Annotated in this window: 19 protein-coding genes; 2 read left to right on the top strand and 17 right to left on the bottom strand. The window is 65.2% G+C overall.

Annotation, left to right across the window (positions count from 1 at the left end; all coding sequences use genetic code 11):
* Window positions 1-30 precede the first annotated feature (30 nt).
* Together CK215_RS09140 and CK215_RS09135 are read left to right on the top strand one after the other, a co-directional pair.
* Window positions 31-1,416, top strand: a complete 1,386-nt coding sequence (locus CK215_RS09140) for an FAD-binding oxidoreductase (protein WP_095830745.1) — start codon at window positions 31-33, stop codon at window positions 1,414-1,416.
* Between the two features lie 105 nt (window positions 1,417-1,521).
* The gene (locus CK215_RS09135) at window positions 1,522-1,878 is read left to right on the top strand and encodes a cupin domain-containing protein (RefSeq protein ID WP_067002437.1); all 357 of its coding nucleotides are present in this window, start codon (window positions 1,522-1,524) and stop codon (window positions 1,876-1,878) included.
* A gap of 34 nt (window positions 1,879-1,912) precedes the next feature.
* On the opposite strand, the gene CK215_RS09130 is transcribed toward CK215_RS09135, so the two are convergent.
* From CK215_RS09130 to CK215_RS09050, 17 genes are all read right to left on the bottom strand, one after another.
* Window positions 1,913-3,556: an MFS transporter gene (locus CK215_RS09130; protein ID WP_095830744.1), complete on the bottom strand. Its 1,644-nt coding sequence runs from the start codon at window positions 3,554-3,556 to the stop codon at window positions 1,913-1,915.
* A 197-nt stretch (window positions 3,557-3,753) separates the two neighbouring features.
* Window positions 3,754-4,020: a flagellar biosynthesis protein FliQ gene (gene fliQ, locus CK215_RS09125; RefSeq protein WP_027165133.1), complete on the bottom strand. Its 267-nt coding sequence runs from the start codon at window positions 4,018-4,020 to the stop codon at window positions 3,754-3,756.
* 20 nt (window positions 4,021-4,040) lie between these two features.
* A complete protein-coding gene (flgD, locus tag CK215_RS09120; protein ID WP_095830743.1) occupies window positions 4,041-4,451 on the bottom strand; it encodes a flagellar hook assembly protein FlgD in 411 nt (136 codons plus the stop codon).
* Window positions 4,452-4,453: 2 nt separating this feature from the next.
* Window positions 4,454-4,891 carry a flagellar biosynthesis repressor FlbT gene (gene flbT, locus CK215_RS09115; RefSeq protein ID WP_095777154.1) on the bottom strand — a complete coding sequence of 146 codons (438 nt, stop codon included), beginning with the start codon at window positions 4,889-4,891 and terminating at the stop codon, window positions 4,454-4,456.
* Window positions 4,888-5,235, bottom strand: a complete 348-nt coding sequence (gene flaF, locus CK215_RS09110; RefSeq protein WP_067002429.1) for a flagellar biosynthesis regulator FlaF — start codon at window positions 5,233-5,235, stop codon at window positions 4,888-4,890. The genes flbT and flaF overlap by 4 nt, the downstream gene beginning before the upstream one ends.
* A 31-nt stretch (window positions 5,236-5,266) precedes the next feature.
* On the bottom strand, window positions 5,267-6,316 hold the full coding sequence (locus CK215_RS09105) for a flagellar hook-associated family protein (RefSeq protein ID WP_095777155.1): 1,050 nt from the start codon (window positions 6,314-6,316) through the stop codon (window positions 5,267-5,269).
* A gap of 3 nt (window positions 6,317-6,319) precedes the next feature.
* Window positions 6,320-7,774, bottom strand: a complete 1,455-nt coding sequence (flgK, locus tag CK215_RS09100; protein WP_095830742.1) for a flagellar hook-associated protein FlgK — start codon at window positions 7,772-7,774, stop codon at window positions 6,320-6,322.
* A 32-nt stretch (window positions 7,775-7,806) separates the two neighbouring features.
* Window positions 7,807-9,063, bottom strand: coding sequence for a flagellar hook protein FlgE (locus CK215_RS09095; RefSeq protein WP_067002423.1), 1,257 nt, complete (start codon window positions 9,061-9,063; stop codon window positions 7,807-7,809).
* A 90-nt stretch (window positions 9,064-9,153) separates the two neighbouring features.
* The gene (locus CK215_RS09090; protein WP_095830741.1) at window positions 9,154-9,822 is read right to left on the bottom strand and encodes a response regulator transcription factor; all 669 of its coding nucleotides are present in this window, start codon (window positions 9,820-9,822) and stop codon (window positions 9,154-9,156) included.
* Window positions 9,823-10,043: 221 nt separating this feature from the next.
* Entirely contained in the window at window positions 10,044-10,637 is a 594-nt protein-coding gene (locus tag CK215_RS09085) for a transglycosylase SLT domain-containing protein (RefSeq protein ID WP_245418649.1), read from the bottom strand.
* On the bottom strand, window positions 10,567-11,562 hold the full coding sequence (locus CK215_RS09080; protein ID WP_170950262.1) for a flagellar hook-length control protein FliK: 996 nt from the start codon (window positions 11,560-11,562) through the stop codon (window positions 10,567-10,569). The genes CK215_RS09085 and CK215_RS09080 overlap by 71 nt, the downstream gene beginning before the upstream one ends.
* A 386-nt stretch (window positions 11,563-11,948) precedes the next feature.
* Window positions 11,949-13,379, bottom strand: coding sequence for a chemotaxis protein MotC (locus CK215_RS09075; protein ID WP_095830739.1), 1,431 nt, complete (start codon window positions 13,377-13,379; stop codon window positions 11,949-11,951).
* Window positions 13,376-14,821, bottom strand: coding sequence for a MotB family protein (locus tag CK215_RS09070; protein WP_095830738.1), 1,446 nt, complete (start codon window positions 14,819-14,821; stop codon window positions 13,376-13,378). Before CK215_RS09070 ends, CK215_RS09075 begins: the two co-directional genes overlap by 4 nt.
* The gene (locus CK215_RS09065; protein ID WP_095781153.1) at window positions 14,818-15,444 is read right to left on the bottom strand and encodes a hypothetical protein; all 627 of its coding nucleotides are present in this window, start codon (window positions 15,442-15,444) and stop codon (window positions 14,818-14,820) included. The genes CK215_RS09070 and CK215_RS09065 overlap by 4 nt, the downstream gene beginning before the upstream one ends.
* A gap of 3 nt (window positions 15,445-15,447) precedes the next feature.
* Window positions 15,448-17,106, bottom strand: coding sequence for a flagellar basal-body MS-ring/collar protein FliF (gene fliF / locus CK215_RS09060; protein WP_095830737.1), 1,659 nt, complete (start codon window positions 17,104-17,106; stop codon window positions 15,448-15,450).
* A gap of 187 nt (window positions 17,107-17,293) precedes the next feature.
* Window positions 17,294-18,178 (bottom strand): flagellin, encoded by an 885-nt coding sequence (locus CK215_RS09055; protein WP_067002412.1) that lies wholly within the window; start codon window positions 18,176-18,178, stop codon window positions 17,294-17,296.
* A gap of 281 nt (window positions 18,179-18,459) precedes the next feature.
* Window positions 18,460-19,344 carry a flagellin gene (locus tag CK215_RS09050; RefSeq protein ID WP_067002410.1) on the bottom strand — a complete coding sequence of 295 codons (885 nt, stop codon included), beginning with the start codon at window positions 19,342-19,344 and terminating at the stop codon, window positions 18,460-18,462.
* Window positions 19,345-19,536: the final 192 nt, after the last annotated feature.

The following is a 19,536-nucleotide window of genomic DNA, read 5'->3' as shown; positions in this document are numbered from 1 at the left end:
CCCTCTCTCCGGTCTCCTGGAAGCCATCCCATGCAAGTCAAGCGCAACGGCGACATCTCGTTCTGGTATGCGGATCTGGGCGCGGTCCCAAGCCCGCGTCCGCCCTTGCCCGGCGACATCGAAGCCGATGTTGCGATCGTCGGCGCCGGTTACACCGGGCTCTGGACCGCCTATTATCTGAAGAAGGCGAAACCCTCGCTTCGCATAGTCTTGCTCGAACGCGAATTCGCCGGCTTCGGTGCCTCGGGGCGGAATGGCGGCTGGCTTTCGGGCGGCTTCGGTTGGTCGCGCGAAAAATATCTGAAGACCTCGACCCGGCAAGCTGTCAGCGCCATGCAGGCAGCGATGGCGGGCTGCGTGGACGAGGTGATCCGGGTGGCGACGGCAGAAGAGATCGACGCCGACATCCGCCGCGTCGACAATCTGACGGTCGCCACCAATGCCGCACAGCTCGAACGTGTGCGCGAGGCGTGCGAGACGATCCGCTCCTGGGACGCCGACCCCGAGCGCATCGAATTGCTCGACGCTGCAGCCACACGCGCGCGCATCAATATCGCGAATGTCATGGGCAGCTTCATCATCCACGGCCAGGCGCGGGTGCAGCCGGCCAAGCTGGTGCGCGGGCTGGCGGAAGCGGTCGAGCGGCTCGGCGTGCCGATCTACGAAAAGACGACCGTGACGTCGATCGCCAAGGGCAGCGTGGCCACCGACCGTGGCACGGTGCTGGCGGAAACGATAATTCGCGCGACGGAGGGGTTCACGGCCGGCATTCCCGGGGAAGAGCGGACATGGCTGGCGCTCAACAGCGCGCAGATCGTGACCGAGCCGCTGCCACAAGAACTCTGGCGCGAGATCGGCTGGGACGGGCATGAGCTCCTCGGCAATGCGGCGCACGCCTATTGCTACGCCCAGCGCACGCGCGAGGGCCGTATCACCATGGGCGGTCGCGGCGTGCCCTACCGCTATGGCTCGCGCACCGACGTCGACGGCCGGACGCAGCAGGCGACGATCGACCAGCTGCACACGATCCTGACGACGCTGTTGCCGCAGACGGCCGGGTGCCGCATCGACCACGCCTGGTGCGGCGTGCTCGGCGTGCCGCGCGACTGGTGCACGACGGTCGGCCTCGACCCCAGGACGCGCATCGGCTGGGCCGGCGGTTATGTCGGGCTGGGCGTGTCGAGCTCAAACCTTTCGGGGCGCACGCTTGCCGATCTGATCCTCGGCAATGACACGGATCTTACGCGACTGCCCTGGGTCAACCGCAAGGTCAGACCGTGGGAGCCGGAACCGTTCCGCTGGCTCGGCGTCCACTCGATGTACCAGCTCTACCGCATCGCCGACCAACGCGAGGCCGCCGGGCTCAATTACACTTCGAAATTGGCCGCCCTGGCCGACAGCATCACAGGCCACTGAGACGGTTCGGCGTTCGCCGAACCGCTCTAACTCTTTGTTTTCGCGCAATTCCGGACGGAAAACCATTGCACTTTCCTGGAATTGCTTTTGACACTGGAGCCTATCTTGATCGACCTTTCGACCTTCCGCGACCTCGCCACGGCCGATATCGGCGTCTTTTCACCGAAGCCGACCTCGATCGAAGGCGATCAGGTCGAAGCGGTGCGCTCGTTCTTCCAATCGCCGGACGGGACCGTCGATATCGGCATCTGGGAATGCACGCCCGGCCGCTTCACCGCCGACCGCTCGGGTTCATCCGAGATCTGCCACATCATCTCCGGTCGCGTGGAAGTGAGCCGCGCCGACGGCGAGATGCGTGAGCTGGGGCCTGGCGATCTGCTCGTCCTGCCGAAGGGCTGGAAGGGCGAGTGGCTGATTCATGAGACGACGCGCAAGCTCTATATGATCCACAGCGCTGGCTGATCGGAACTAGATATTCCGGGCCAAAAGACTCGGGTTAGTGATCGATCGGCCCCTTGGGCGAGACAAGGGCCGTGCCGGCGGTGGTCGGGCGTTCGATCATGCGGCGCACACGCGGCGGGTTCTCGCCGCTGTGCAGCGCGCGGATGCGCTCGCCGACAACGGCGTCGGCATGGGTGGCACGCCGGTTGTGGCGGATATACTCGACCCAGGTCGGCGTGTGGTAGTGCTCGATCCAGATGCCCGGATTTTCGAGATCGCGGGCGAGCGTCCAGTTGCGGGCGCCGTCGCGGCGGCGGATGCGGCCACGCTCGGCCATGGTTGCGAGGAATTCCGGCACGTCCTCCTCGCGAATGATGTATTCGATCATGATGGCGATCGGGCCGCTGCGCGGCTTCAAATCGAGCGCCAGCATCGGCTCCTTGAACCGGTTGAGCGGATCGAGGTTGAGAGCGGTGTGCTGCGGCAGCGGCAGGATCAGGCCGATGGCGCCGCCGACGAGCATGGTGACAGCGGCAACCATCAATGCAGTCTCCGCGCCATGGGCGTCGGCGACGACGCCCCAGATCCAGCTGCCCAGCGCAATGCCGCCGAAGGTTGCTGTCTGGTAGATCGACAACACGCGCCCGACCACCCAGCGCGGCGTCGACATCTGCACCGTGACGTTGAAATGCGAGAGCGCGATCACCCAGCAGGCACCGCCAATGAGCAGGCCCGCCGACGTCTGCCAGGCATTGTCGCTGACGGCGGCGTTGAAGGCGCAAAGCGCGAAACCGGCGAAGGCGGCGCGTACCATCGTTTCGCTGGAGAGCAATTGTCTGAGCCTGACGCTGATCAGCGCACCGCCGACCGCGCCTATGCCGAATGCGCCGAGCATGATGCCGTAGGTCAGCGCGTCGCCCTTGACGACATCGCGCGCCACCAGCGGCAGCAGCGCCAGCACCGCGCCGGCGCTGAAGCCGAAGGCGAAGCCTCTCGCCAGCACCTTGCCGATGTTCGGCGACATGGCGACGTAGCGCAGGCCGGCTCCCATCGCGGCGCCGAGCGATTCCCGCGGCAGGGTCGGCGCGGGTACTTCCGGCTTCCAGCGGAAAAGCACGACGATCAGGCCGATATAGCTGATGGCGTTGGCGGCGAAGGCCGCCGCCGCCCCCGCGGCGGCGACGATGATGCCGCCGATCGCCGGGCCGACGCTGCGCGTGATGTTGAAGCCCATCGAGTTGAGCGCGATCGCCGCCGGCACCTTGGCGCGCGGCACCATGTCGCCAACCGACGCCTGCCATGACGGGCTGTTCAGCGCCGTGCCGCTGTCGATCAGGAAGGTGAAGGCAAGCAGCGTCCACGGCGTCATCCAGCCGAACCAGGTGAATACGGTGAGCAGTGCCGAGACCACCAGCATGAAACTCTGCGCCACCAGCATGACCTTGCGGCGGTTGAAGCTGTCGGCAATGGCGCCGGCAACAAGCGCGAACAGCATGATCGGCAAGGTGGTCGAGGCCTGCACCAGCGCCACCTGGTAGGATGAGGTGGCGATCGTCGTCATCATCCAGGCGGCGCCCACGCCCTGGATCAAGCCGCCGAAATTCGACACAAGGCTCGCCGACCAGACGGCACGGAAGATGCCGTGCCGGAACGGCGCCAGCGCCGAGACGCGTTCGCTTTCCGGCTCGTCGTCGATCATGGTCGCTGTCCCGCCTTCATCTTGCTGTCTTGTGCTCGCGCGGCGCCATCATCGCGCGGGCGACTCGCCAAAGCATCCAGGTCCAACAACAAGAAGGCAAAGGCGAAAATGCGTCGGCGAAGCTTTAAGCCAAGCATCTTGCCGGTGTGGACCAAACTTTTGCCGGTCCGCTCGGGCGGGATGCCCGCGGCCGCAGGTCAGAAGCCGTGCTCGATGCGTTCGAAGATGACGTTGGTGAAGGCCGAGATCTGGCTGCCGATGAACGGGCCGGTGAGCGCCACGACCAGCATGATGGCGACGATCTTGGGCACGAAAGTGAGGGTGATTTCCTGAATCTGGGTCAACGCCTGGATGAGCGCGATGCCGATGCCGACGGCCATAGCCACGAGCACCACCGGCGCGGAGGCGGTAAGCACCGTCCACACCGCATATTGCACGATATCGAGGGCATCGGCCTCGTTCATGGGCAGACCCTATGCGAACTCTAGGCGGCCGGCTTGATCGATACGCCTGGGCCGACAGGGACCTCGGTGCCGTCCTGCAGCACCGCGATCAGGCCGCTGCTGGCGAGCTTCACCGAAGCCACGGTCCCTGTTGTCTTGCCGTCGGCGGCGGTGATCGAACGGCCGATCAGCGCGTCCGCCTGCGACAGCGCCGAGGATTGCATGATCTGGTCGAGCTTGCTGTTGGTCTGCACCGATTGCTCGACCTGCGAGAAGGTCGCGAGCTGCGCGACATATTCCGTCGAATCCATCGGCTTGGTCGGATCCTGGTTCTTCATCTCGGCGATCAGAAGCTTCAGGAACGACTGGTAGTCGACCGCCGTCTTCGAGGTCTGCTGGCTGCTGGCCTGGGTGGCGCCAACCGGGATCGTCGTTGTCATGTCCACGGCCATCTTTATGCTCCCACAGCCAGCGCGCGCGGCGCATCCGGAATGTCGTCATTGCCGCCAAGCGCCTGGCGCTCGAGCGGATAGAGCGCGCGGATCGCCTTCAGCGCCTCGTAGATATGATCCTCGCCGACCATGCGGTCGATCTGCTTCAGCGCGCTGCAGATTTCCTGGTTGTCAAAGCTTGCGATCAGCATCGGCAGCGAGCGGCGGAACATGTCGCGGGCCTCGGAGGCTCCCGGCGGGTTTATCAGCATGATCTGCACGATGAAATAGAGCTGCCTGAGCGGCGTCGAGGCCTGCTCGGCTTGGATGACGTGGCTTTCGAGCAGGAACTGAACGTCGTTCATCAGCTCGATCGTGACCTTGCGGTCGACCCGGACGACGGCGCCGTTGATGTAGATCTTCTCGTTCGGCTTCAGCGAGATCTTCAGCGTGTTGCTCATTGGATGCCGTCTCGGATGATCTGGGAGACCTCGATCAATCCTTCGAAATTGTTGGTGCGGCCCTGCCGGATGTCTTCCGTTTCGCGCAGCAGCCACAGGCCGATCGAGATCAGATTGGCGCGCAGTTCCTTGGGCAGCGCATTGTCGCTGGAGCCGAGATCCTCGACGAAGGTGGTCCAGATGCGGTTGGTGAAGTGCAGCGCCTCGACCGCCTCAATCGACTCCGGCCCAACGGAAGCAGCCGTGGACAACATGTCGATCGATCGGGTGAGCAACTGCCGCTCCCGGTCCTTGGCGTCGGCGACGGAGTCAGTCTGGATGTCGGCGTAGGAGAATTGATACATCGTCGGAGCTCTGGCGTTCCGGTGAGAGTGTTCAGGTGAGATAGTTCAACAGGCTCAGTTGCTGCAGTCGCGCGGTCAATGCGAAGGACGTTTCTATATGCTGCGTCAGGTCGGCCACGCGGGTGGCGGCCTCCGAGGGATCGACGCCTTCGAGGTCGATGATGTGCTTCTCGAACAGATCGACCTGGGTCTTCATGCGATCGCTGGCGTCGGACACGCGCTTCTGGGTGAGGCCGGCTTCGGACTGCACCTGGACGATGCCGCCGATGGCCTCGCCGGCCAGCTTTTGCGCGCGGCTGACGATCGTGTTCTGCCCGGCCTCGCTGATGTTGCCGGCAAAGAGCGTGCCGACCATGGCGGCCGCCATGGCGAGCTTGCGGATGCCTTGCTCGTTGGCGCTGACCGACGTCTGCGTGGTCTCGTTCAATGAAATGCGGCTGGTGATCTGGTCGTCGGTGGCGTTCGACCAGTTGGCCTGCCAGCCGGACCCCAGGAACTGCGGCTCGACCGCGGCGGTGATGAAGTCGTCCATCTGGGCGGCGGTGATGTTGGCGGCCGCCGGGTCGTTCTGGGTGAAGCCGAAATAGCTGGTGAAGGCGGCGTCGAACGCCGCCTTGGCGGGCGAGCCGGCGGCGCTGAAATCGTCGATCGGCTTGACGTCGGTGTTGGTCCCGGCAAACAGGTATTCGCCGTTGACGCTGGTGTTCAGGATGCCCGTCATCTGCTGCAGCGCCGTGGCGCCGGCGGTCTGGGTGATGCTGGTCGAGGAGTCGCCCGACACGGCGCTGGTCAGCGCCGTCAGCAGATCCTGCGCGACATCGGAGAGCTGACCCAGCGAATCCTGTGTCGAAGTCAGGCGTGCGGCGACCAGCGAGTTCGAATCGACGATGCCGTTCAACCGGTCGAGATCGCGCTGGAAGGTGACGGCCTGTGTCGTGCGCCCGCCGAGCGCCAGGCCGACATCCGCTACCTTGCCGGTCTGGGATTCCGTGGTCGCCTTGACGAGATCGGCCTGCATGCGCATCTGCTGATAGCGCAGGGCGTTGGAGATGGCGGCTGAGGAGACGGCTGTCGCTTTCATCGATTATCCCACCGCGCCCAACAAGGCGTCCAGCATGTCGTCGACGGTCTTCATCATGCGCGCCGACGCCTGATAGGTATGCTCGAGGTCGAGAAGCAGAGACATTTCCTGGTCGACATTGACGCCGGTATCGTTCGATAGCGCTTCGGCGGTGCGCGTGGACAGCGCTTCCTTCGCGTCGGCGTTGGTCGATGCCTGCTGGCGCACGCCTTCGAACCAGCCGATGGTGTTGGCCGCGTAATCCGAGACGCCGGAGCTGACCGTGATGCCGGCGGAGGTGTCGAATGCCATCGGCTGGTCGAGCCTGTTGCCGTAGGCGATCAGCAGGTCAGAATAGGAGGCGCCGCCGCCGGTGTTGGAAACATAGGCCGCGCCGTTGGCGCCGCCGTCACGCAGCAGCGCCGCGCTGCCGCCGGCGCTCGGGTCAAACGCGGCGTTGACGCTGATCGAGCCGGCGAGGCCGTCGACCAGGGTGCCGGCAGCGGGAACAGCCGGCGCGCCGGACCAGGTGAACAGGCCTGCGGCGTTGGGCTGAGACGGCGCGGTCTCGGCAAATGCCGTGATCAGGCCGCGCGCGATCTCGTCGAGCTGGCTCTGCATGGTCGCGGCAACGCCGTCGCGCAGCTTCAGCATGCCTGCAAGCTTGCCGTCGGCGCTGGTATTGTCGCCGGTGCCTGCAGAAAGCGGCACATTGTCGATATAGATCGTGTTGCCGGGCGTACCGGCGGTGTAGCCGGCCGAGGGCGTGAAGGTCACCGACCGCGGCACCGTCTCGAACAGCGTCGTGCCGTCCTTGGTGGTGATGACCATGTCGTTGTCGCCGCGCGTGAAGGTCGAGACCGGGACATATTCGGCGATCTTCTTGAGAAGCGCGTCGCGCTGGTCGAGCGCGTCCGACATATCCGTGCCGGAGCGCGTGCCGGCGATGACGGCCTTGTTGGCGTCCTGGAACTGGCTGAGCAGCGAGTTGAGGTCGTCGACGGCGGTGGCGATCTGGCCGTCCGTCTGGGTGCGGAAATCCTGGATCGCCGTGGTGCCGTCGTTCAGCGAGCTCACCACCTGCTTGGCTGCGTCGATGACGCTGGCGCCGAGATTCTGGTTCGACGGCGTGGTGGCGTAGAGCTGCAGCGCCTGCTGCAGATTGCCGATCGCAGTCGACGCAGACGACGCATTGTCGACACCATTAACCGATAGGTCGAGCTGATCCATGCCGCTATAAAGCGCGCTCTGGCCGCTCCATGCCGACAGCGCGGAAAGGTTCTGCCGGAACAGAAGATCATTGGCGGCGCGCTGTATCTCCACCGATCGCGCGCCGGGCGCCGTGCTGGTGACGACGGCGACGCGACGGGCATAGTCCGGGTTGGACGCGTCGGCCACATTGCGCGACACGACGCTGGTTTGCTTGGATGTGGCCAGGAGCGCCGACTGGGCGATGCTTAATGCGGTGGAAAGCGACATGCGGGTCTTTCACGGGCTGGCGCCCGATGGGGTTATCTCTTCAGGTTGACCAGGACGTCCATCAGGTCGGAACCGGTCTGGAAGACCTTCGAGTTGGCGGTGTAGCTGCGCTGCGCCGCAATCATGTTGGTCAGTTCCTCGGCGATATCGACATTGGAATTTTCGAGCGCGCCCGAGACGACCGAGCCAAGCTTCCCTTCATTGGCAAAGCCGATGCGAACAGCACCTGAGTCCGCGCTCTGCACATAGACGTTGCCCGGCATCGCGGTGAGGTTGTCGGGGCTCTGAACGTCGGCCAGCGGGATCTTGTAGAGCGGCTTGGTGGAGCCGTCCTCGAATTGGGCGTAGATGACGCCGTCCTGGCTGATCTGGATCTTTTCGATCGTGCTCGGCGCATTGCCGTTGACGTTGGCGTCGGAGACCGTGAAGCCGGTTCCGAGTTGCGTTAGCTTGGAGAGGTCGAGGTTGAGAGTCGACCCGTTCGGCACCGTGAAGGACACGCCGGTGGTCGCGCCGGTGAGCTTGCCGGTGGTGGTGTCGAAGGTGAGATTGGCCGAACCCAGCGCGCCGCCCGCATAGGGGAACGACGTGCCGGCCGTGGCCTTCGACTGATCGAACACCGAGACCTGCCAGGTGCCGGTGCCGGTGTTGGTGAAATAGACGTCGAGCAACACCTTGTTGCCGAGATTGTCGTAGGCGACCAGCGACGATTTCGACGTGTATTGTGACGAGGTGCTGTTGTCGGTGGGTAGGTTGCCGGCGGTGACAGCGGTGGCGCCAGCCGGCAGGTTGCCAGTGAATGTCCCTTCCGTGCTCGGCGTCGCCGTCATCTCCTGATCGGAAATCTGCACCGGCACGAGGCCTTCGAAGCCGTTGGCGGTGGCGGCCGGATCGCCATTGGCGTAGCTGTAGGCCATCAGCTGGTAGCCGGCGGCGTTGACGAGGCGTCCTTGAGCGTCCGGAACGAAGGCGCCGGCGCGGGTGAGATAGGGTGTGCCGCTCGGGTCCTGCACGACGAAGAAGCCGTCGCCGTTGACGGCGAGGTCGGAGACCGAAGTGGTGTATTGCAGAACACCCTGCGAGCTGACGGCCGAACGGATCGTCGTCGTGACGCCACCCGAATTATAGGCGCCGCCGGTGCTGGGCATGATCAGCGTCGAGAATTCGGCGGAGGAGCGCTTGTAGCCGGTTGTGTCGGAATTCGCGATATTGTCGGCCACCGTGGACAAGCGGTTGGCCTGGGCGTTCATACCGGAGACGCCGGTGCGCATCATTCCGTAGAGGCTCATCGATACATCTCCTCGGTGCCTTTCTGAGAGGCTACAAAACTAAGCCTCGTGTCTTGCGCGAGGCTGGCGCGGGAGTGCCGGCGACGGCCATCAAAACACCAGCCGGTAGCCGAGGAACCTCTTGGAATCGATCGGGTCGTGGCCGAGCTTCTCGCGCAATTTCTTGCGCAGCTTCGAGATGTGGCTCTCCACCACATTCTCCTCGACCTCCTCGTCGAAGATGCCGTAGATGGCGTTGAACACCTGCGTCTTGGTCACGCGCCGGCTGCGATTGCTGGCCAAATACTCCAGGATGCGCCGCTCGCGACGCGGCAGCGGCAGCGGCTCGCCGTCGATCTCCGGGTCGCGCCCATCCATGAAGATGCGCATCGAGCCGACCTCGGTGTAGGCGGCCTCTTCGCGGGCGCGGCGGCGGATGGCGGTGATGCGGGCGAGGATCTCGCGGATGTGCACGGGCTTGCGGACGACGTCGTCGACGCCGCTCTCGAAGAGCCTGAGCGTGTGTTCCAGCGAGTGCTGTTCACTGAGCGCGATCACCGGCGCCCCGGTGCGGTCGCGGATCTGGCGCGGCGAGATGGAGCCCTCGCGGCAGTCGCCGATAAGGAACGCCCTGACCGATCTCAAGTCCGTGTCGCCGGCAGAGTTCACCCACTCGCCAAACTCGCCCGGCGCGAAGCCCGCGGTGGCAACGCCCTCGCGATCGAAAAGTGAGCTGTAGCCCTCAGTTACGAGCTCGCGCTCATCAACGATCACGATCATCGGCCCGCCCTCCGAATCATCTCATTTGCCCCGTGCGGAAAGCGGTATCCGGTGCGGTGAATCCTGAAAAACCGTCATTTCTTGTAGCTATTTTCTTGGGAGTTTTTTTGGGGGCCGTAATAAAGCCGACCGTGAAGGGTCTACTCGCGGCACTGGATAGAGGGCTGCCGGCGGCCGCGGTGAACCCCATCGCGGCGGACCAAAGGCAAATGGTTTGGCAACTATTGGTTGCAGAACGCGCTGGCGTTCGGCGTCCATTTGCCGAAGCCGGTGGCGACCATGTTGGCGATGACGCGGCAGACATAGACCTTCTGTGCCGGGTCGTTGTCGGGGCCGGCATGATAGCGGGCGACGGCCATCGACCAGGTCATGTGGCGGGCGTGGAGGCTCGCCAGGAAGCGCGCCGCGTAGTCGACGTTCTGGTGCGGGTCTAGCATGTCCTCGACGCTGCGGAACTGCGCGCCATGATAGCGATGATTGATCTGCATGCAGCCGAGATCGATCAGCGTCTTGCCCTCGCGGCGGGCATTCTCGAACGTCGCCAGCGCCTCCCCTCGGCTGCGCGGAAAAAGAGCCTTTCCTTCTACATTCAAAGCGTTGGGCTGAAGGCTGCCCTTCTTTCCCGTTTCGGTTAGGCCGACCGCGTAAAGGATACCGGCCGGCACGCCATAGCGATCGGCGGCGCGCAGGATTTCCGGCTCGCAAGGATTGGGCGCGGCTTTGGCGGCGACGGTCGCGGCCAGACTAGATATAGATATCGTCGCCAGCGCGCTCGCGAAGAGGCGAAGCAGCGCGGCCGAATTCCTGTGCGCCATTGCCGTCGTTCCTTCCCGGTTGCCGATCGCCGCCGGCGCTGTTGCCGCCCGAGCTCCCGGGCTGGAACGAAGGCTGTTCGCGGCCCGTGGACATCGGCGGTGCGCCGCTCGCTTCGACGCGACCGGGCGAATGGACCGCTATCGAGGGTTGCATGATGGTGACGTGATCGACGTCGAAACCAAGACTGCGGAGCGACTTGACGATGGCGTCGCTGTCGGCGGTCAGACGGCGGTACGCCTCGTGCGTTTCCGGCTTCATCTCGATCGAAAGCTGCTCTCCGGAAAGACGCAGGCTGGCGGTGACCGTGCCGAGGTCAGCCGGGTGGAGCTCGATCTTCAGGACACGTGTCGAAACGGCAACAGAGTTGGTCGCGTGCGAGCCGATCGGAGCGCTCGAGTAGGCCTGCTGAACCCCGCTGTCAGAGGCGATCGCCTCGGCCAGCGCCGATACCGTCTGGCCGAAGGCGTTTTGGGCCGGCGCGGGGAAGCTCTGCTGGCTGACCACATCCATGCGCGCGGCGGCAGAGGATGGCTTGGCTTGATTGTTCGATGCGAGGGCTTGCGCCGTTTGCGCGGTCTTCTGGGCGGCCGCCGGACGCCAGCCTTGCGGCGTCGTTGCGTCGGTTGCGGCTCCTTGCGTTCCAGACAGGACGTCGTCCTTGCGGATCGACATGTCCGGGCCCTGACCAGCACCGGCCGGTTTCTGTCCGAAATCCTGCCCGGGCTTCTCGGTCGCCATCGTCGCGCGACCGGATCGCGGCAACGGCTCGCTGCCTTCGGAAGCGTCGGCCAACATGCGTTTGCCTTGACGGATCGCCAGCTGCGAAGACGCGGCCTGGCCGATCGAGGGCTCTCCCTCGACAGAAGATCCACCGCGCTCGGCATTTGTCGACGTTGCGAAGTGGCGGATGTCGCCCAGCGCCATCAGCAGGGGCAAACCGTCCTGAAGCAGAGCGCTATCTGACGATTGCGCCGCCGCATCGGCATCGTCCGTGGCCTTTACATGGTCAGCCTCGGCGCCATTCTTCGCGCCCTTTCCGGCCGCCGGCTTCGGCGCGGCAGTCTTGTTCTGGCCATCCTGATCGGGTGGTGGCTTGGGCGGACCGGCGAGGGTGCGCCGCGCCGGCTGCGCATCGGAAGACACAGGCTCGGCCGGCTGCTTTGCCTGCCGCGCCGATTGTTCGGCGCCATGCACCATCTCGCCAAAATTCGAGCCGTTTTCCTTGCCGTCGGCAGGATGCTGCCGCGATTGGACCTGGGCGGATGCAAGTCCCGGCGTGGCCTGGCTCACGCTGTTCATTTGGGCGCTGGTCATTTGGGAGCGGCTCCGAGTAGCTGGTCGATCTGGTCGAGCTGGCGGCGCGCTTTGAGCATCGCGGCATCGGTGGGATCGTGCGGATCGAGGCTTGCTGCGGCCGCCGGCGCGGGTGCAGGCAGCACGGATGGCGTTTCGGGCTGTGCAGGAGCGGGGGCTTGAGCCTCGGCCGCGGCCTGAGCCGTCATCGGCGGAGCCGGCGGCGCGGATGCTGCGGCCGGCGCGTCCGCCAGCTTGACCGGGGCCGGCTGCTCGGCCATCGCGCCCTCCACTGGTGGCAACCCTTCGGCGTCGGCCCGGCTCGCAGCCTCGGTTTCAGCGGGTTTCGCGGCATCGCTCTTTGCCGGACCTGCGGCCTCCGTCTCATTCATGGCGGCCGCACGCACGGGAGCGACGACCTCGCCGGCAACGGCTTGTGCTGCATCGAGCAAAGCGCGGTCGCTCTCTGAAAGCTTGCCGCGATCAATCGTGCCGAGCCTCGCGCGCACATCGTCGATCGTGGCCGATGTCACCGTGGAGAGGCTCGAATAGAGCACTGCGCGCGGGTCGTCCTGATTGCCTTTGCCGTTGCGGCCCTGCTCGGCCCGGGCCGAGGCGAAGGCGGAGAGGTCGCTCAGCCCGTCGATCGCGGCGCGGCGCGCGATGCGCAGATAAATCACCTTCTCGCGCTCGGGGTCCATCATCGAGGTGATGTCTGCGAGCTTGTCTTGGCTGATCGACATGTGCAGCGCAATCACACCGGAGACGAAGGAATCGGCGAACTGGCTGGCATAGGGGGAATAGAGATAGCCGGCGACATATTGCGTCGAGGCAAGCGCGAAGCGCGCGGCGTCGCCTTGCGTCGCTGCGAGGCCGACCGAGCGGCGAAGCGCTGCCTCCTCGACCAGTGTGCCGGGGCTGAGCAGGCGGGCCTCGTCCAGCAGCGTCAGCGCCGTTGCGGGTTCATCGGTCGCAAGCAGCGAGCCCTTGACCAACGCCAGGAAGGCGCCGAGGTCGGCGGGCACGCTCATCGGGTCGATCGGCTTCAGGATTTCGATTGCCGCGGCCGGCCTGCCGTTGAGATAGGCGACGACCCCTTTGGCGATGGCGAGGCTTTGCGGGTCGGTCGCCGCGCGCGAAGCCGCCGCCTTGACAGTGACGGGATTGCCGCCGCTCATGCCATAGACGAGCAGAGCGCGGAAATTCTTCGGGTCCTTGAAATCGCCGGCATCGGCGGCGCGAAGCCTCGCATCGGTCATTTCCAGCAGCTTGGCCTGCATCGGCAGCGCCGCATGATCGCCTCCGGCGATGCGGTCCTGGACCAACTGCAGCGAGCGCACCAGCTGATAAGGCTGCAGGCCGTCATCCTGTGCAAAAGCGGCAGCGGGCGATCCTGCGGCGAGCAGCAGCAGCCCGACTGCGCGGCCGATGGCGGTCCTGCCCCTCATCCGCCGGTCGCCATCAGGATCTCGATGCGGCGGTTGGCGGCGGCCAGCGGATCGGACGCGATCTTGGGCTGGCGGTCGGCGAAGCCCGCGACCTCAGTGATGCGGCTTTCGTCGACGCCGCCGCGCACCAGCATGTAATAGGCGGAGTGGGCGCGGGCGGTGGACAGCCGCCAGTTGTCGTAGGCGCCGCTGCGGAACGGCCGCGCATCGGTATGGCCGCCGATGGTGATGGTGCCCTTCTTCTCGTTGATGATGCGGCCGATCTTCTCCATCGCCAGCACCATCTCGCGGCGCGGCACGGCCGAGCCGATCTCGAACATGCCGAAGTCGAGCTGATCGGTGATCGAGATGACGACGCCCTTGTCGGTTGCCTCGACGGAGACGCCCTCGGCCAGCTTGTCACCGGGCGCGAAAGCCTTGGCCAGTTCCTGCTTGATTTCGGCGGCCGCCTTGAGGGCGGCGCTGCTCGGGACCTTCTTTCCGTTGTCGGAGGCTTGCTCCGGCTCCGCCTTTGCCGGCTCGGCCGTCGCCGCTTCGGCCCCTGCGGCTCCCGGCATCGCAGCATCGGTCGCAGCAGCCTCCGCTTTTTCGGCTTCTGCCTTTTCAGCTTGGGCTTTCTCGCCCTTGATCGCCTTGCCTTCGGCCTTCCCGACTTTCGTGTCGCCGTCCGATCCGGCGACCACCTTGGCACCGGGTTTTTCCGGTGTCGCCAACGGCTCGAGCGGCGCATCCAACTGCGGCGGTGCCGGCGGAGCGGCCTTGACCTTCGGCACATCGGTCTCGGCGACCTTCTCGCCGGGCCTGGCGGGATCGCCTTCGATCCTCCTGCGCTCGGCACTGGCTTCGGCGCCGGGCGTCGCAACCTGCTGCGACCAGAAGTCCGGCGCGAAAGGATCTCGATAGGATTCGCCGCCGGAAGCGCCGGTCGCCGGACCGGCGTTCTGAGCACCGCCTTCACCCTTGGCGCTGACATTCTGCATCACGCCGGTATCGGTGGCGATCTCCGACAGCACGGCATAGGGATCGGCAAACAGATGCTCGTCGGAGAGATCGGATTTCTGCGAGGCCTCCTTCGTCTGCCTGCGGTCGGAGGAGCCGGCGCCGCCCTTGCCGTCCTCGCCGGCCTTGCTCGCGCCATCCTGCGGATTGTCGGCGGTGAGGCCAACCTTGCTCGGGCCGTCGCCAAGATCTTCCAAGCCCTTGCGGCTGGAATTGCGATCGATCAGCTCGACCGGGTTGAAATAGCTGGCGACCGCCGCCTTGGTCTGCTCGTTGGCGGCGTTGATCAGCCACATGACGAGAAAGAAGCACATCATGGCGGTCATGAAGTCGGCAAAGGCGATCTTCCAGACGCCGCCATGATGGCCGTCGTCATGACCGTCGTGGTTCCGCTTGACGATGATGATCTCATGCCTGGCCTCGCCGTGGTCGATGGCGCTCATGACAGGACCTCCGACAGGGAAGCCGACCATTCGGCGATGCGCGTCTCGAAGACGGTTTCATCGATGGTCACGGTCAGGTCGAAGCCGGCGGCCTCGGTGAAATCGAGATTGGCCGCGCGATCTCCAAGCGACGCCTTCAGCGGCTCGAACAGCGACAGCGGCCCGCGCACGCCGATACGCACCGCCTCACTGTCGGCAATCGCGGCGCTTACGGTACGGGCAAGAGCTTCGATCGAGCGCTCCTGCAGATCATCGCTGACCACGCCGCCGATGATGCGGGCGACGGTGGCGGCGGTGAGCTCGGCCACGCGCGCTTCCATGGCATCGATCCGTGTCGCGACCGCCGCCCCCAGATCGCCGCCGAAGCTTTTGAGGAACGCCTTTGCCGCATCGTCATTGGCCTGGCGTTCGGCCTCGAGGGCCGCCTCGTGGGCGGCCGCGAGCCGCGCCCCGAGTGCTGCTTCCGCATCGGCCACCGCCTCGGCGATCAGCGCGCCGATGTCGGCCTGCGGTGGCGATACGTCTGGCTTGCGCTCGATGTCAGGCGCTGACGGTGCCTGGCCGGCGCGCGGGGCGCGCGAACCGAAATCGGGCAGGAGATCGAAAAGGGCCGCCGAAGCCATGGCTTAACCCGCGGCTTCCGGGGCGGCCGCCCATTTGCGCAGGATCTGGGCGGTGCGTTCCTCGTTGAGGTCGACCATGCGTGCTAGCCGTTCCTGCGGCGCAGGCCTGATCTTCTGGCGCAGGTCGTCGAGCGGAGTGGCGCCCGGCCGGGCACCCGGCAGCGCGCCGACGGCCGTGTCGGCTGCGATTGCGGCCACCGGCGCGTCGGGCGTCGGGAGCGAGCGCTGGACATCGTCGAAGCTCGGGCCGGAGAGGGCCGCGGGCTTGGCCGACGCCGTCAGCGCGGCCGCCATCGGTCGCAGGCCGAAGAAGGCGACCAGGAACACGACGACGATAAAGGCGCCGGCATTGATCAGCGTGCCGGTGTATGTGCCGATCGAGGCGAGGATGCCCGGCTGGTCGATCGGCTCACCGTCCAGCCCGTCGATGAACTCGACCGCCGAGACATCGATGACGTCGCCGCGCTTCTCCTCAAAGCCAGTGGCGGAGGCCACCATCTTCTGGATATCGGCGACGCGCTTGGCAATCTGCTCGGGGGTGGCGTCCTTGCCGAGGATGGTCTTCAGCCGATCCTGGTTGACGACGACGGCGATCGACATCTTGGTCACCGAGTAGCCGTTGGAAACGGTGGCGATCTTCTTGGAGTTGATCTCGTAGTTGGTGATCTCCTCCTTGCGGTCGTTCTGCGAGGAGGACTGCGGCCCTTCAGTCGTGGTCGTCTGCGTCTCGGGCAAGTTCTGCTCGACGCTGGTCGGGTTCGAGGCCTGCTTCTGGTTGCTGGCCTCGTTGGTGCGCACCGACTGCACCGAACGCTCGACGCGGGATTCGGGATCGAAGATCGTTTCTTCGGTCTGACGGGTGTCGGTATTGACGTCGGCCTTGACGCTGGCGCGGAAATTGTCGGGGCCGAGATAAGGCGTCAGCGCGCGGCGGATGTTGTCACCGATCTGCGCCTCGACCGTCTGCTCGACGCCGAGCGTGCGGGCAGCACTTGTGTTCGAAGTGTCGTCGCCGGCGGCGAGCAGATTGCCGTTGGAATCGAGCACGGTCACCTTGTCGGCCGACAGGCCGGGAACCGCTGCGGCGACGAGGTGGCGGATCGACTGGGCGCTCTTCTCGGCATCGACGCCGGCATAGCGGATGACCACCGAGGCCGAGGGCTGCTGCTCGTCGCGGCGGAAATTGGCACGCTCGGACATGACGATGTGTACGCGCGCCGCCTTGACGCCGGCGATCGACTGGATGGTGCGCGCGATCTCGCCTTCCAGCGCACGCACGCGGGTGATCTGCTGCATGAACGAGGTGAGGCCGAGCGAGCCGACATTGTCGAACAGCTCGTAGCCGGCGTTGGCGCTGGTCGGCAGGCCCTTTTCGGCCAGCAGCATGCGCGCCTGCGCGGTGGTGCCGGCCGGCACCAGCACCGATGTTCCGTCGGCGCCGACATCGAAGCCGATGCCGGCCTCGCCCAGCACCAGGCCGATCTGGTTCACGTCGCTGCGGTCGAGCCCGACATAGAGCGTCTCGTAGGCCGGGCGATTGAGATAGACCGAGCCGACGCCGATGACGGCCATGACCAGCGCGGCGATGCCGCCCATGAGAGCGAGACGCCTGACGCCGAAGCCGCGGAGGTTCGCGATGAGGCTCTGGATCTGTTCCGGCACGATTCAACCGCTCCCAGCATGACTTTCCGCCGGAAGACTAGACCGCGAAGCTTGTGCGAGGATGATAGTGCGCGCGGCCAGGGGCTATGCTAGGCCCGAACGGCCCGGAGGCAGCAGTCCAACGCGCAAGAAAAAGGCCGCGCCCGAGACGCGGCCTTGCGATGGAAGGGTTGCCTCAGCGGAAATATCAGCTCTTGAACAGAGCCAGGATCGACTGCGAGTTGCCGTTGGCGATCGACAGCGCCTGGATGCCGAGCTGCTGTTGCACCTGGAGCGCTTGCAGGCGGGTCGATTCCTTGTTCATGTCGGCATCGACGAGGGCACCGACGCCCTTGTCGATCGAATCGGACAGGTTCGACAGGAAGCTCTGCTGGGTGTCGATGCGCGACTTGGCGGCGCCAAGGTAGGCAGCGCCGGTGGAGAGCTTGGCAAGCGCGGTTTCAACGCTGTCGAGCGCGGTGTCGACGGCGGTGTCGGAAACGGCCGCGGCACTCGGATCGAAGAACGTCGTCGCAAGCAGCCCGCCGACGATGCCGCCTGTGCCGGCGGTGTCAAGAACCTGCGTGTCGGTCGCTGCTACGTCGATGGTGTCGATAGAGACGGTCGTGCCGGTGCGGTTGTACGAAGCCACGACATGCAGATCCGAGGCGGCCGTGCCGTCATTCTGCAGCAGGTTCGAACCGGCATAGCTGGCATTGGTGACCGACGACCTGATCTGGTCCTGGATGGCCTTGATTTCGGTCGCGATCTTCTGCTGGTTGTCCTGACTGGCGCCGCGCGCGGTGACCAGCTTGGCCTTGATCGCGTCGACCTGGTCCTTGATGTCGGTGATGGCGGTGTAAGCTGTGTCGACCTTGCCGGCGCCGAGGCCGAGCGCGTCCTGGACGGCCGAGAGCGCCTTGTTGTCGGACCGCATCGAGGTGGCGATCGACCAGTAGGCGGCGTTGTCGGAAGCGGTGGCGACACGGTAGCCGGTCGAGATGCGGCCCTGCGTCGTCTCAAGCGCCTTGTTGGTGGCGTTGAGGCTCTGCAGCGCGGTGAGCGCGGCGGCGTTGGTCATGATGCTTGCCAAGATACACCCCTTCTCAAAGCAGGCATGCCTCGCGCATGCCGGTCAACTCTCTGGCGGGGGCGGTCATGCCTGTCGACCGTCGGTCGGCCCGTCATAGCGATTGGTTAACCATAGCTAGCGCGTCACAGTTAACGGCGCGTTAAAAGCCAGCCTTGAAACCGCGGTGCGGTAATATTTCTCGAGGGAAGAGGCGCGCCTCGGAGGGGCAGCAGCATCAAAAATGAAAATCGGGCCGCGCTGGTGGCGCGACCCGACAAAGATGCCTGAAGTTCGCTGGGCGATCAGCCGCGGAAGAGCGACAGGATCTGCTGCGAGTTGCCGTTGGCGATCGACAGCGCCTGGATGCCGAGCTGCTGCTGCACCTGGAGGGCCTGCAGGCGGGTCGATTCCTTGTTCATGTCGGCGTCGACCAGAGCGCCGACGCCCTTGTCGATCGAGTCCGACAGGTTCGACAGGAAGCTCTGCTGGGTATCGATGCGCGACTTTGCGGCACCGAGCGAGGCGGCGCCGGTGGACAGCTTGCCGAGCGCCGTTTCAACGGTGCCGAGCGCGGTGTCGATAGCGGTGTCGGCGACGGCGGCGGAGCTCGGATCGAAGAAGGTCGTCGCAAGCAGACCGCCGACGATGCCGCCGGTGCCCGCCGTGTCGAGGACCTGCGTGTCGGCAGAGGCCACCTTGATGGTGTCGATGGTGACGGTCGAGCCGGTGCGGTTGTACGAAGCAACGATGTTCAGATCGGAAGCAGCCGTGCCGTCGTTCTGCAGCAGGTTCGAGCCGGCGAAGTTGGCGTTGGTGACCGACGACTTGATCTGATCCTGGATGGCCTTGATTTCGGTCGCGATCTTCTGCTGGTCTTCCTGGCTGGCGCCGCGGGCGGTAACCAGCTTGGTCTTGATCAGGTCCACCTGATCCTTGACGTCGTTGATGGCGGTGTAGGCGGTGTCGACCTTGCCGGCGCCGAGGCCGAGCGAGTCCTGAACGGCCGAGAGCGCCTTGTTGTCCGACTTCATCGAGGTGGCGATCGACCAGTAAGCGGCGTTGTCGCTGGCGGTGGCGACGCGGTAACCGGTCGAAATGCGGGACTGGGTGGTCTCGAGCTGCTTGTTGGTGTTGTTCAAGCTCTGCAGCGCGGTCAGCGCAGCGGAATTGGTCATGATACTGGACATGATACTCGTACCTTGGTTTTTACACGGATTTTTTTGACATACCGGCTTGTCCGGTATGACGGTGCGGCATCATGCCAATGATCGCTGAGACCCGATCACCCGCCATCTGGAGCGGACTATGCGGGCAACTTCCTACCAAACGGCTAAACTGGACGGTTAATCCAAAATAATTCGCGCGGGCTTTAGCAGGCG

Source organism: Mesorhizobium sp. WSM3864, assembly GCF_002294955.1.
Classification (GTDB): Bacteria; Pseudomonadota; Alphaproteobacteria; order Rhizobiales; family Rhizobiaceae; genus Mesorhizobium.
The sequence above is the reverse complement of the archived record's forward strand: the minus strand, read 5'-3'. Positions and strand labels throughout refer to the sequence as shown.